Genomic DNA, 11,884 nt, shown 5'->3' on the forward strand with positions numbered 1-11,884 from the left:
GGCTGACCGATATCACTGAATTCCAAATCCCGGCTGGCAAGGTGTATCTCTCACCCATCATCGACTGTTTCGATGGTCTGTGGAGTGCTCCCCATTTCACCGGACAGGTCGGCTAGTTTGATTTAGCCCTGATGAACTGCCGAGGGGAAGCCGTCTTGAGCGCGGAATGAGGATGTATTTCGTTGTAATCTTCGATCCATCCGTGGATGAGCCGGAGCGCAGTTTCGGCGTCCGGTAGGGCTGATATGCGGATATAATCCCGCTTCAGGGTTTTGACGAATGCTTCTGACATGCCGTTCGACTGGGGGCTGGCGACCGGCGTGAAGCAGGGCATCAGATTGAGCGCTTGGGCAAACAACCTCGTGTCCCGCGCTGTATAGGCTGAGCCATTGTCGGAGAGATGCTCGATAGCATGCGGAGCTCGCGTTGCTCCGAAGCGTGTCTCGACCGCCTCCAGCATCATGTCGCGCACGTCGGAGCCGGAGATCCCCGCATTGGCGACTACCGTCCAGGCAATGATCTCCCGGTCGAAGGCGTCGATGATGAAAGCGAGACGAATGACCTCGCCATTCCAGCAGCTGAACTCCAGCCCATCTGAGCACCAGCGCAGGTTCGAGCGCATGACCATGACCTTGCCGTCGTGAATGCGGCCTTTGCGAACGGCCGTATGCTTCTCCAGCAACATGCCGTGGTTGCCCATGATGCGATGGACCCGTTTGGCGTTAACGACAGGCTTATCGGCGGCTCGCCTCTCGCGATTGAGGAGCGCGGCGATCCGCCGATAGCCATAGGTTGGCCTCTCATCTACCAGCCTGCGGATGACGGGCAGGAGCTCCGCATCCTCGGCCTTATGATAGGACCCGCGCGGCTTTGATCTACCTTTCAACCGCTCGATGAGGTTGGAACGGGAGACGCCCAAAGTTTCGGCGACAGCCTTCATCGGGAACCGTCCTTCGGCAACAAGATCGGCCGCGATATCCGTTTATGGAATGGCCCGCCCCTATCCCCAGCGTCTGTTATGATGCTGTGGTGCGAAAAAAGAAAGGAACGGGCCTATGAGCATAATGATCCTTGGAATTGATCTGGGCAAGAACTCTTGCTGCGTGGTTGGTGTCGACGCTACCGGCGCAATAGTTACAAGTCGAACGATGCGTCGCCAGACACTGATTGATTACGTAACGAAACTCCCCGCCTGCATAGTTGCTATGGAAGCTTGCTGCGGAGCTCATCATCTGGGCCGCTTGTTTACGGGACGAGGTCACGAGGTCCGGCTGATGTCGCCGGAATATGTTCGCCCGTATATCAAAGCCCAGAAAAATGATGATCGGGATGCTGAGGGTATTGCCGAAGCTGCATCTCGACCGACGATGCGTTTCGTCGATCTGAAGAGCCAAGAGCAACTGGACATCCAGACACTGCATCGGGTGCGTTCTCGCCTTGTGGCAGAGCGAACAAACCTCATCAATCAGCTTCGCGCAATTCTGCTGGAACGCGGGGTGATCTTTCCTGCCGGGCGGCGGAAACTGGAACTCGGCGTGGACAGCATGCTAGCCGAAGATGTGAAATTATTATCGTCGCGAGTACAACAACTGGTTCGTGAATTACGCGCCGAGTGGCAAGAACTCGACACAAAGATCGGAGCATTGAATACTGAGCTTACCCAGTTGGCACGCAATGATGCGGCCACGCGTAGACTGACGACTATCCCCGGTATAGGCGTACTCAATGCCACGGCTTTGGTCGCCGCTGTAGGTAATGCTAGCAGCTTTGCCAAAGCGCGCGATCTGGGTGCCTGGCTCGGACTGGTACCTCGACAGTACAGCACCGGCGGTAAACCCCGACTGCTTGGGATATCGAAACGTGGCAATACCTATTTACGCACTTTGCTCATCCATGGCGCTCGAGCGTCACTGCCATCGCTCTCAAAGAGTGATACGCCAACGGGCCGTTGGCTCAAGGCAATGATGGAGCGTGGTGTTCACCGCAACGTCATGGTTGTAGCGCTAGCAAACAAATTGGCGCGGATAGCATGGGCCGTTTTGCGTAAGGAAACAGGCTTTGATCGCAGTTGCCCTGCGGTAGCGTAATCAGACCGGCTAGGCAATAAGAACGCTTAGCCTATGAGGTTTGCAGGAAGGATCGTGAAGATGGCCTGACAGTCGAACGGCGTTTGGAAAGCCCGGTCAAAAAAATGGCATTAACTGCCGATCCGCTTATGGGGCTCTGAACGTGCGGATGTCCATCTTGGCCATGGGGGTGCTCATGAGACCGTATACGTTGACGCAGACTGATCAGAACATCGTAAAAATCCTATTGCAAACGGGGCGGGCCATACGTTTTTTGAGTCCGCTTTGGAAAGGGCTTCGCGGAGGATTTCGACCTCCATCGTCTTACGGCCGAGCATGCGCTCCAGCTCGCGGACGCGATCCTCCAGTTTCTTCACTTCCGAATTGCCGACAACCGGCTCGTCAGAATCCACGGCTGCAGCACCTCCCTCACTCAAGAGCCTGCGCCACCGGTAAAGCAGATTGGGCGCAACGCCATGGCGGCGAGCGGTAGACGATACCGTCTCGCCTGGTTCAAAACTCTGCTCAATGATCGTCAGCTTTTGCTCGGTTGTCCACCGCCTGCGGCGAACATCACCCGTCAGCAATTCAACGTGTCGATACTCGTTAGACATAAGCCTGTCCTCAAGCCTGTGCTTGAGCCTTTCTGCTTATGCCGACCTGTCCGGTCGAAATGGGGGGCAGTTCAGGCCCAGGGTTTCAGCCCAGCGTTTCAATGTGCCATAACGCGTGATCTCGTAATGTTCGACCGCCTGTGCCGAGGATATCAAACCGGCGTCGAGGGCGGGACTATTCGCAAACTCCTCGATGATTTCCTCACCTTCAGCAATAATGCCTTCAATGGCGTCACAGGTCTTGCCCTGCGCACGCTTACCGAGAATCTCGAAGCATTGTTGCAGTCGTTCCACGTGTCCTTCGGTCTGTTCCCGGTGTTTTTCGAACGCGCTCTTCAGCTTTTCATCTGTGGCTGCACGGGACATCTTGGGAAGCGTTTTAAGAATCTTGCGCTCCGCATAGTAAATGTCCTTGAGCGTGTCATAGAAAAGATCGTCAAGATTACGCTGCTTGGTGCTGGCCATTTCCGGCTCCTCCTTATGGTTCTGAACTGTTCTTGTCGTGCCACTGAAAATTGCGACAACGGTGCACCCAACCCACCAGCAATAATTTTGTTTCGCACTGTCGCAAAAAAATCGAGACGGTCAGCTTAGTTCGGTCGGGGCTGCGTCGTGGAATGGAACGGCTGGGTGTCAGGACTTTGACTTATGCTCCGCCTTTCCCTTCTGTTTGGTAGAAGCCATTTCCTCGAGTTCCTTCTCGCTCATGGACTTGGCCATTTCCTTGCATGCTCCACGGAGCTCGCTTTTTGATTTATCCCCGCGCTTCGTAGCCACAGCCGCGCCAGCAGCCTGTTGCTGTGCTTTGGATTTTGCCGATATCTTCATCTCCTGGGACGGTTCGCCCGTTCCGAAGCGATCTTTGTTGAAAAAGGGTAATCTGATGTTTGAAGGGCGCTGTGGGAGTGTAGCACATGATGCTTCCTCCGTTGGGAATATCTGATGGGTAAACGAGCTTCCGAATCGGCTCGCAGACACTTTGTTCCATCATTAGACGCGAAACTTTGCGGTCTAGCAGCTGTGACGGACAAGTGAAAAGGAACATGACCAGCTCTTGGCGGTTAGCGAAACTCGCAATAGAGGAGTTTTTGATATGGTCCAGGCAAAGAAATGGTCAAGCGGCCAGTTTTCTGAACCAACATATTCAGGCGAGCCAGAATGTCAGCTCCTGTTCTATGGAACATACCGCGTTTTTGGGAGTTTTCCTGCATAACAAAGAGCGATGGAGCACGAGATGGGAGGACTCTTTTTCTGGATCGTACTGGTCGGGTTACCCCTGCTTCTTATTGGCGGCTTTCTCTATGCGCGTTATCTCAAGCACACGGGCGATACTAGCTCCAGCGAGGACGGCACCTGACCAAAGGAGCAGCCGATGGCCATGCGGGCAAACTGGAAGGGCCAGCTGAAAATTGATCAGCTTTTATGTCCGGTCGCGCTTTATACGGCAGCGTCCACATCGGAACGCGTTTCTTTTCATCTTCTCAATCGTAAAACCGGCAACAGGCTGAGCCGTGAATTCGTCGATAGCGATACAGGCAAGCCGGTGGCGCGAGAGGATCAGGTGAAGGGTTATGAAGTTTCCTCGGGCAATTATATCAGCTTCGCTCCGGAGGAAATAGCATCGGCTATACCCGAGAACGACAAGACCCTGAACGTGACGCGTTTCGTAAAATGCAATGAGATCGATGATGTCTATTTCGACCGGCCTTATTATCTTGCGCCGATCGGCGACGCGGAAAGTTTCGCGCTGCTACGGCAAGTCATGGAGGCGGAAAAGGTGGCGGCAATTGCCGAAGCCGTTTTGTTTCGACGGGCGCGCAAACTGCTTATCCGCTCTTATGATGGCGGGCTGATCGCGACCACGCTCAATTTCGATTATGAAGTGCGCTCTGCCGCCGAGGTTTTCGGCGAACTCCCGGCTTTTCAATTCGATAAGGAAATGCTGGCGCTCGCCACACATATTATCGAAACAAAGATGGGGACATTCGATCCGGCCGGTTTTGATGATCGCTATGATGCAGCACTTGCCGAACTCATAAAGGCGAAGATTGAAGGCAAGCCCTTGAAAAAACTGGTAGCGCACAGGACCGCAGAGGTCATCGATCTCAAGGAAGCGCTTCGTAAAAGCGCAAAGCTTGGTATTTTGAAGGGCAAATCCGCGGAAACGGGCAGGCGCAGCGCGAAAAGCCGAAAGGCGGGCTGATCATGCGACAGCCGCTTGATACTTATCACAAGAAGCGTGATTTCAGCCTGACCGGAGAGCCGCGTGGGCGCACTTTGCGCACAAAGGGAAATCTCTTTGTCGTGCAAAAACATGATGCACGCAGATTGCATTATGATTTTCGCCTGGAAATGGATGGCGTCCTCAAAAGCTGGGCTGTCACGCGCGGGCCGAGCCTTGTGCCCGATGAAAAGCGCCTTGCCGTGCATGTCGAAGATCATCCTCTGGAATATGCTGGTTTCGAAGGCACGATACCCAAGGGCGAATATGGCGGTGGCACGGTGATTGTCTGGGACAGGGGCCGCTGGAAGCCCGGGGGCGATCCGCACAAGCAATATGAAAAAGGCCATCTGGTCTTCGAACTGAAGGGCGAAAAACTCAAGGGACGCTGGCATCTGGTGCGTATGCATGGTAAGCTGGGTGAAAAGCGCGAAAACTGGCTGCTCATCAAGGGCGATGATGAATTTGCGAGAAATCGCCAGGATGCCGATATTCTCAATGAGCAACCGCAATCGGTGAAGAGCGGACGCGTAATCGCCGAAGTTGAACATGAAGAGCCGGGCTGGTCCTCCAAAACCGGGCCGATCCGCAAGAAAGCAACTGCAAAGAAGGCTCTGCCTGCAGCGGCGTCCTTTCCCGAGCAAGCCGTCAAATCGAAGATGCCGGATTTCATAGAGCCAGCACTTGCCACCCTTGTCGCGGATGCGCCGGAGGGGGTTCGCTGGATGCACGAAATCAAGTTCGACGGTTATCGCATTCAGGCGCATCTGGCTGACGGTAATGTGATGCTTTTTTCACGCGGCGGGCTAGATTGGACCAGCAAATTCGGGCAGGCCATCGTGGAAGACCTGCTCGCTACGGATGTGAAAACGGCGGTTTTCGATGGCGAAGTCGTGGTTGAAAATCAATCGGGCCTGTCGGACTTTTCGGCGCTGCAAAGTGATCTGGGCGAAGGGAGAACCGACCGTTTCGTTTATTACATCTTTGATCTTCTTTATTATGACGGTTGCGATCTTCGCGCCGTCCCGCTGTCGGACCGAAAAGTGCTGGCCAGAAAGCTCATTTCACAACCATCTGCGGCAGTGCGTTTCAGCGAGGGTTTTGAGGCGGCTGGCGAAGCGGTTTTGAAAAATGCCTGCGGGCTGGGGCTGGAAGGCATCGTCTCGAAACTCAAGGATGCAGCCTATAGTAATGGCCGCACCATGGACTGGCGCAAATCAAAATGCATTGGTCGGCAGGAGTTTGTCATTGCTGGTTTTGTACCCTCAAGCGCGACGCGTGGTGCGATCGGCTCGCTCGTTCTTGGCATTCATGACAAAAAGGGCCTGATCCCCGTCGGGCGGGTTGGCACCGGCTTTTCGGTCAGCAGCGCAAAGGAACTTTATAAACGACTCCATACCATGCGGCAGGAGGAAACCCCCTTTGCGGCGCCACTTACAGCGGATGAAAAGCGCGGAGTGAAATTCGTTGTGCCGGAACTTGTTGCGGAAATCGAGTTTCGCGCCTGGACGGCAGACAAAAGGCTGCGCCATGCCGCGTTTCGCGGCCTGCGTGACGATAAATCCGCTCAGGACGTCAAATGGGAGAAACAAGCTGTGCCTGCTATCACGTCTGATGTCGACACGCCTGAGACCGATGTAAAGCTTACCCATCCCGACAGGGTCTACTGGCCCAAGGAAGGCGTAACGAAACAGGGGCTTGCGGATTATTATGCCGAAATCTGGCCCCTTATCGAGCCTTTCATCATCAACCGGCCGCTTGCCTTGCTGCGCTGCCCCACGGGGATCGGGGGCGAGCATTTCTTCCAGAAACATGGATGGAAAGGGCTGAATGAGCATATTGTTGAAGTACAGGACCCATCTGACAAAGATGAGGAGCCCTTTATCAGTATAAAGGATTTCGATGGGCTGATCAGACTGGTGCAGGCGGCATCGCTCGAAATCCATCCTTGGGGTTCGACGCTCAAAAACTGGGAACTGCCCGACATGGTGACGATGGATCTTGATCCAGGGGAGGGGGTCGCCTGGCAGCGCGTCATTGAAGCGGCCTTTGAAACAAGGGAGCGGCTGGAAAAGCAGGGGCTTGCCGCCTTTGTCAAAACCTCTGGCGGGAAGGGATTGCATGTGGTGGTTCCGCTCAAACCCCGGGCCGACTGGCAAGCTGCAAAGACCTTCACCAAGGCCATTGCCGATCAGATGGCGGCCGACAGTCCTGAACGTTACGTCTCGACGATTTCCAAAGCGAAACGCAAGGGCAAAATCCTGATTGATTATCTGCGCAATCAGCGCGGCATGACGGCAGTGGCGCCCTATTCGCCGCGTGCGCGGCCGCGGGCCGCGGTGTCCATGCCGCTTGCATGGAACGAGTTGAGCCCGGCGATTGGTCCGGCGCATTTTACCGTTCTGAATGCCCCGACGCGATTGTCCGCGCTCGAAAGCGATCCCTGGCAGGATTTTCGCAAGGCGGAAGTCCCGCTGCAAAAAATGAAGGCAAAATAAATTCAGGAGGGTTTTTTCTCGCTTGCGAGGCTTTTGCGCAGCGCATCCATGATATTGACGACATTGCCCCCTGAAGGAGTTGCGACTTCGGTCTTGGGTCTGGCAGCCGGTTTGCGTTTCTTTTTGCGCGTTGCAATCATGGATTTGAGATTTTTCTGTACTGGATCTTGCAGCACGTCCGGATCCCAGCCTTCGGTGCGTTCCCTTATGAGTTCACGCATCATGGTGACCAGTTTCTTTTCCGGCTCGCTTTTTTCGATCTGCGCAAAATAATCATCGGGGTTGCGCACCTCATCGCCGAAACGCAATGTCCAAAGTATAATCCCCTTGCTGCGGGGTTCCAGCAAAACCGCCCTTTCGCGCCGATACATGACGAGCCGGGCGAGGCCGAAGACCTTGCTCTTTTCCATTGCCTCGCGAATAACGGCAAATGCTTCCTGCCCCACCTTGTCGGACGGGGTGAGATAATGCGGTTTGTCATACCAGATCCAGCCGATGCTGTCAGAGGGAATGAACTTGTCGATATCGATGGTTCGGGTGCTTTCCAGTGCGACAGACTCAAGCTCTTCATCCTCGAGAACGACGTAATCTCCCTCGGCCTTCTCGAAACCTTTCACCTGATCCTCATCGCGCACCGTCTTATACGTCATCGAATCCACATAGCGGCTGACGATGCGGTTGCCTGTTGTTTTATTGAGCATATGGAAACGAATCTTGTCGCTCTCGCTCGTCGCGGGCATAAGCTCGACAGCGCATGTGACGAGCGAAAGTTTAAGATAGCCCTTCCAGAAAGCGTGCGGCACGGCTTTTCCCTCGCAAGAAAAAGCATAACCGGGCTGGCATCAGATAGTTCCCAAAAGAGGGCAAACTGGAGGGGAAACGAACGCGGCAGACGATTTCTCTGGAAAAACAGAGAAAATATCCGCATCAGTTTAAGCAGAGTCCTTTGGCTTTCGATCAATCAGGGTGCTCTGTTGCCAAGGGCCCGGAGCTTTATCGGTACGGTGTGTGCAACCGGGCCAACAACAGGGGCGCTTTTTCCCTTCCAGCAACTCTTCACAGGTTCTCTGAATGCGTCGTTGTCGTGTGGAGGATTGTTTGGCATCCTCAACCCGGCAAATGAATTCGTTGCGCCCGAGAGGCGTCAGCTTTTCCCACAATGTGAACACATCTGGATTTGATCGGATGGCGGTTTCCAGATCTTCTTGAGCTTTGTGAACGGTGCCATGGGGAAATTTAGGAATAGCGTTCTCCCTTCACAGTCGTTGTCATATTATATCAAGTTAATCCAATTGCGGCGGGGCTATTGGCCTATGGCCATTGGGTTTAATTTACTATTCATGACATTTACGGCCATGCAGCGCAAAGCTCTTGCGTTGAAATGACCTCAAGTTGCTCGCTGAAACGCTTATGGCAAAGTGATAAAATGGCATCATGAGACTGATCGGAGGTGCTGCAAACGGCATCGCTCACGATGATGACCCGATAGCCTCGGTCAACTGCGCCCAATAAGCCGGCAAGGACACAAAGATCTGTTTCGGCACCGGTAATGACCAATGTATGTATTCTATTTCCTTGCAAATATCCTTGCAGCCTCCCTTCCGTCCAAGGGGAGTAGACGCTTTTGTCGAGAACGCGTGCAGGTGGAATAAATTCGCGCAGCGGAGGGGCCAGTTCAAGCAGCATCGGGTCGATATGTTCAAGCGTTAAATCGGCCCATTTATTATAGTAGCGCTTCCAGGCTCCTACAGCGTCCAGCGGCGATGCTGGGGGGATAAAACGGGTGAATATAGTCGATTGTGCATGGCGGCGGCATATTTCCACAACAGGAGGAATGATTAAGCGGAACCACGGAACGTTCCAGGGTGAATCTTCTCCAAAGAGATTTTGCATGTCGATGCATAAATGGAGAACGCCCGTCGTTAAAGGACCGTGAATAATCCCCTGTTGTTGCGGCATTGAATATTCCTGTTTGACGGACTGAACGAGCGCTTCCGACCGGGCCGGGATTTCTTTCTTTATAACAATCGATCAGGTTGTAGGTTCCCAAGACCTATAATTAAGCTATTGGAACCTTCAGGCCATCCTGCAAGTTTGTTTGAATATCAATCGGTCGGGCGCAAAGATGCAAATGCCCTGCTGTTTGTTAAAGCCGGTTTGAACATGACAGGAGAATCCGGCGCGGTTTGCTGTGAAGGAGGAGCCAATTGGAAGATCCCGTGATTGCTTTTGAAAGCATTCGTATGTGGATGGGCGAAGAACCTTTGTTATTCTTTGTCGAGATTATATTCCGCAGTGTTCTTTCCTATATTTATTGTTTTGCTCTCCTTCGCGTTTTAAGTGGACGGGCAGTAGCGCAAATGTCCTTGTTGGACTTTGTCCTCATTATTGCTCTGGGTTCAGCGGTGGGAGATGTTGCATTTTATGCCGATGTCCCGATCCTTCATGCCCTGATGGTGATAACGGTAATCATTACCATCACCAAATTGTTGGATCGGTGGATTCATAATTGGGCTCCGCTTAAATCGATATTCGATAATTCTCCTACGACATTGGTGCACGAGGGAATTATCAATCAAGCTGGCAGTTCCAGACGGGATATGAATGAAATGGAGGTTATGGAGCGCCTTCGGTTGCATGGAATCCGAAATCTGGGCGAGGTTGAATGGGCCTTTGTGGAAGCGAATGGTAATCTCAGCGTATTTCGATATCAAAGTCCCAAGCCCGGGTTGCTGATCGTACCTCCCCACGATTTGGTACCCCGCCGCCCAAACTTTCCTTCGCCTGCTGAAGATGAACCACATTGTTGTCTATGTTGTGGAATGGTTATTTCGCGCCCATCGCCTGACATACAGCACTGCCCCAATTGCAACGGAGCGAAGTGGACATTGCCGACCCTATCTGTCCCATCCTGACATACGCCGCGAGCGCTTCGGGGGTCCTTCTTTTGTCTCACCAAGCGCGCTCCATATACGGGGCGGGTGAAACACAGGACTAACTTCCCCGGTAAAAGTGATCACTATTACAAAATCTTTGCGGAACCTCGGTCGGTATGATGGGTTAGCGTCCATATCGTATGCCAACTGGTAATTCATGCAATCCCTAAAGGAAGAGAAATGGCACAGATCCATACACGAGGCCAGGTATCAAACTTCCACCTAACGAGAACTCAACCAAGCCAGGGATCCGATAAGGTAGCCCCAAAACGAGACCGCGAGGATAAAACTGAGCAAATCATATCGAACAATTTATATCCGCAGCGCCTGCGGACCGTAACGTCAAGCCAGCCCGCTGCCCACACGCTTGACCCTGCGGCCATATTATTCATCGTCACATCATTGCATCAACACGACGCGATGTCTCGTAAAGATGCGACAATTCAAGACGCCGCTTTACAACCAGACGATCTTGTTGCCATGATTCCTGCGTTGCGTGCTTTTGCCCGTTCGTTTTACCGCGACAAAGAAGACGCGGAAGATCTGGTTCAGGAGACTTTATTAAAAGCATTGGCAAACCGACAGAAATATATACCATTCTCTCCGCTCAAATCCTGGTTATTTACCATTATGCGCAATACATTTTGCACAAATTATCGCGTGCAGCAGCGGGAAATACCCGGTCTGGGAGAACATTTTACAGCGACCGTTAATGCTTCACAGGAGGTGGCAATGGAAGCAAAGGATGTAGAGATTGCTCTACGATCTCTGTCCGTCAAATATCGAAATGTCCTTTCGCTTGTTGTGCTGGAAGGAAAAAGCTATGAATTGACTGCACAACTTTGTGGTTGCTCGATTGGAACAGTAAAAAGTCGGCTGCATCGTGCGCGCCGTAAATTGAGTACATTGATTGAGGGGATATGAAATTATTTTTGCTGCACCGAAATCAAAGTTTTCATAATATTCTTTAAAAAATAGCCTTAACTCACAGAGTACCTTGTTTTTCATTGCAAACCATGGCCAAATAACGGGTATGGCCCAATCATATAATAATAGAAAGAGCTTATTCGTTGACCGGAAAATTCTGGTCTTTGAAGCTCTCTTTTTACTCTCGCAAGAGGCCCAAAATAAGCTTGTGAAAATGGGAGCGACGGTGTTGGGACCGGTCAATACCATACAGGGCGCGCTTGATTTTCTCGAAAGAGCTAATATTGATGGCGTGATAATCGATATATCGCTTGATATTAATCAGGTGTTGCCACTCATAACAAAACTTGATGATATATCTGTGCCTTTTATATTTGCTTTTTCAAACAATCCGCACCTCGATACAACAGATTTTTCCGGTTTTGTGTTGAGTAATCGGGAGAGCGATTTAACGACAATCGCGGAAGCACTTTTTTTGTGTTCTAATATGGACCATTAAATATCCCATCAATTTTGGAAAGCGTAGACTTGCCTCTGCGGTTATAAGAGGTGGTTCGGTTTGTCTGAACAGTTTCGGGCGTTTCGTTAAGTGGATTTCCGCCGCGATTATGCCGCCACCATC

The 11,884-nt window shown here is 52.3% G+C and carries 11 protein-coding genes and 3 pseudogenes; 7 read left to right on the plus strand and 7 right to left on the minus strand.

Going from position 1 to position 11,884, the window contains the following annotated elements; translation table 11 throughout:
* Positions 1 to 112: 112 nt before the first annotated feature.
* Positions 113 to 982 (minus strand): annotated as a pseudogene (locus DKP76_RS18550) (IS3 family transposase); the annotation flags it as partial.
* Positions 983 to 1,055: 73 nt separating this feature from the next.
* On the opposite strand from DKP76_RS18550, the gene DKP76_RS18555 reads away from it, so the two are divergent.
* Positions 1,056 to 2,087, plus strand: coding sequence for an IS110 family RNA-guided transposase (locus tag DKP76_RS18555; protein WP_109708133.1), 1,032 nt, complete (start codon positions 1,056 to 1,058; stop codon positions 2,085 to 2,087).
* 251 nt (positions 2,088 to 2,338) lie between these two features.
* On the opposite strand, the pseudogene DKP76_RS18560 reads toward DKP76_RS18555, so the two are convergent.
* The 3 genes and pseudogenes from DKP76_RS18560 to DKP76_RS18570 all read right to left on the minus strand — a co-directional run.
* A pseudogene (locus DKP76_RS18560) lies at positions 2,339 to 2,680 on the minus strand (transposase); the annotation flags it as partial.
* A 75-nt stretch (positions 2,681 to 2,755) separates the two neighbouring features.
* Positions 2,756 to 3,145, minus strand: a pseudogene (locus DKP76_RS18565) (YciE/YciF ferroxidase family protein); the annotation flags it as partial.
* Positions 3,146 to 3,313: 168 nt separating this feature from the next.
* Complete coding sequence (locus tag DKP76_RS18570) at positions 3,314 to 3,502, minus strand: DUF3008 family protein (RefSeq protein ID WP_109708141.1); 189 nt, start codon at positions 3,500 to 3,502, stop codon at positions 3,314 to 3,316.
* A gap of 412 nt (positions 3,503 to 3,914) precedes the next feature.
* On the opposite strand from DKP76_RS18570, the gene DKP76_RS19765 reads away from it, so the two are divergent.
* Genes DKP76_RS19765 through ligD form a run of 3 tightly spaced genes read left to right on the plus strand, consistent with a single transcriptional unit; the run spans position 3,915 to position 7,399 of the window.
* The gene (locus tag DKP76_RS19765; protein WP_280953626.1) at positions 3,915 to 4,037 is read left to right on the plus strand and encodes a hypothetical protein; all 123 of its coding nucleotides are present in this window, start codon (positions 3,915 to 3,917) and stop codon (positions 4,035 to 4,037) included.
* Between the two features lie 15 nt (positions 4,038 to 4,052).
* Entirely contained in the window at positions 4,053 to 4,883 is an 831-nt protein-coding gene (gene ku / locus DKP76_RS18575; protein WP_109708134.1) for a non-homologous end joining protein Ku, read from the plus strand.
* Between the two features lie 2 nt (positions 4,884 to 4,885).
* Entirely contained in the window at positions 4,886 to 7,399 is a 2,514-nt protein-coding gene (ligD, locus tag DKP76_RS18580) for a DNA ligase D (protein WP_109708135.1), read from the plus strand.
* A 2-nt stretch (positions 7,400 to 7,401) separates the two neighbouring features.
* Here the strand turns inward: ligD and ku (DKP76_RS18585) are convergent, their stop codons facing one another.
* The 3 genes from ku (DKP76_RS18585) to DKP76_RS18595 form a co-directional block, all read right to left on the minus strand.
* Entirely contained in the window at positions 7,402 to 8,202 is an 801-nt protein-coding gene (gene ku / locus DKP76_RS18585) for a non-homologous end joining protein Ku (protein WP_109708136.1), read from the minus strand.
* A 129-nt stretch (positions 8,203 to 8,331) separates the two neighbouring features.
* A complete protein-coding gene (locus DKP76_RS18590; protein ID WP_109708137.1) occupies positions 8,332 to 8,643 on the minus strand; it encodes a YdeI/OmpD-associated family protein in 312 nt (103 codons plus the stop codon).
* Positions 8,644 to 8,746: 103 nt separating this feature from the next.
* Positions 8,747 to 9,358, minus strand: coding sequence for a cysteine hydrolase family protein (locus DKP76_RS18595; RefSeq protein WP_109708138.1), 612 nt, complete (start codon positions 9,356 to 9,358; stop codon positions 8,747 to 8,749).
* Positions 9,359 to 9,606: 248 nt separating this feature from the next.
* On the opposite strand from DKP76_RS18595, the gene DKP76_RS18600 reads away from it, so the two are divergent.
* The 3 genes from DKP76_RS18600 to DKP76_RS18610 all read left to right on the plus strand — a co-directional run bounded on the left by DKP76_RS18600 (position 9,607) and on the right by DKP76_RS18610 (position 11,761).
* Entirely contained in the window at positions 9,607 to 10,314 is a 708-nt protein-coding gene (locus tag DKP76_RS18600; protein WP_146198957.1) for a DUF421 domain-containing protein, read from the plus strand.
* A 201-nt stretch (positions 10,315 to 10,515) separates the two neighbouring features.
* Complete coding sequence (locus DKP76_RS18605) at positions 10,516 to 11,259, plus strand: sigma-70 family RNA polymerase sigma factor (protein ID WP_342587847.1); 744 nt, start codon at positions 10,516 to 10,518, stop codon at positions 11,257 to 11,259.
* A 109-nt stretch (positions 11,260 to 11,368) separates the two neighbouring features.
* Positions 11,369 to 11,761 carry a response regulator gene (locus DKP76_RS18610; RefSeq protein ID WP_109708140.1) on the plus strand — a complete coding sequence of 131 codons (393 nt, stop codon included), beginning with the start codon at positions 11,369 to 11,371 and terminating at the stop codon, positions 11,759 to 11,761.
* Positions 11,762 to 11,884: the final 123 nt, after the last annotated feature.

This window comes from Falsochrobactrum shanghaiense, assembly GCF_003149535.1.
In the GTDB taxonomy this organism is placed as follows: Bacteria; Pseudomonadota; Alphaproteobacteria; order Rhizobiales; family Rhizobiaceae; genus Brucella; species Brucella shanghaiense.

Excerpts from the sequence above, each read along its gene's own strand:
- DKP76_RS18555 (WP_109708133.1), top strand. The coding sequence starts at position 1,056 with ATGAGCATAATGATCCTTGGAATTGATCTGGGCAAGAACTCTTGCTGC.
- DKP76_RS18595 (WP_109708138.1), bottom strand. The coding sequence starts at position 9,358 with ATGCCGCAACAACAGGGGATTATTCACGGTCCTTTAACGACGGGCGTT.
- ligD (WP_109708135.1), top strand. The coding sequence starts at position 4,886 with ATGCGACAGCCGCTTGATACTTATCACAAGAAGCGTGATTTCAGCCTG.
- ku (WP_109708134.1), top strand. The coding sequence starts at position 4,053 with ATGGCCATGCGGGCAAACTGGAAGGGCCAGCTGAAAATTGATCAGCTT.
- DKP76_RS18610 (WP_109708140.1), top strand. The coding sequence starts at position 11,369 with ATGGCCCAATCATATAATAATAGAAAGAGCTTATTCGTTGACCGGAAA.
- DKP76_RS18605 (WP_342587847.1), top strand. The coding sequence starts at position 10,516 with ATGGCACAGATCCATACACGAGGCCAGGTATCAAACTTCCACCTAACG.
- DKP76_RS19765 (WP_280953626.1), top strand. The coding sequence starts at position 3,915 with ATGGGAGGACTCTTTTTCTGGATCGTACTGGTCGGGTTACCCCTGCTT.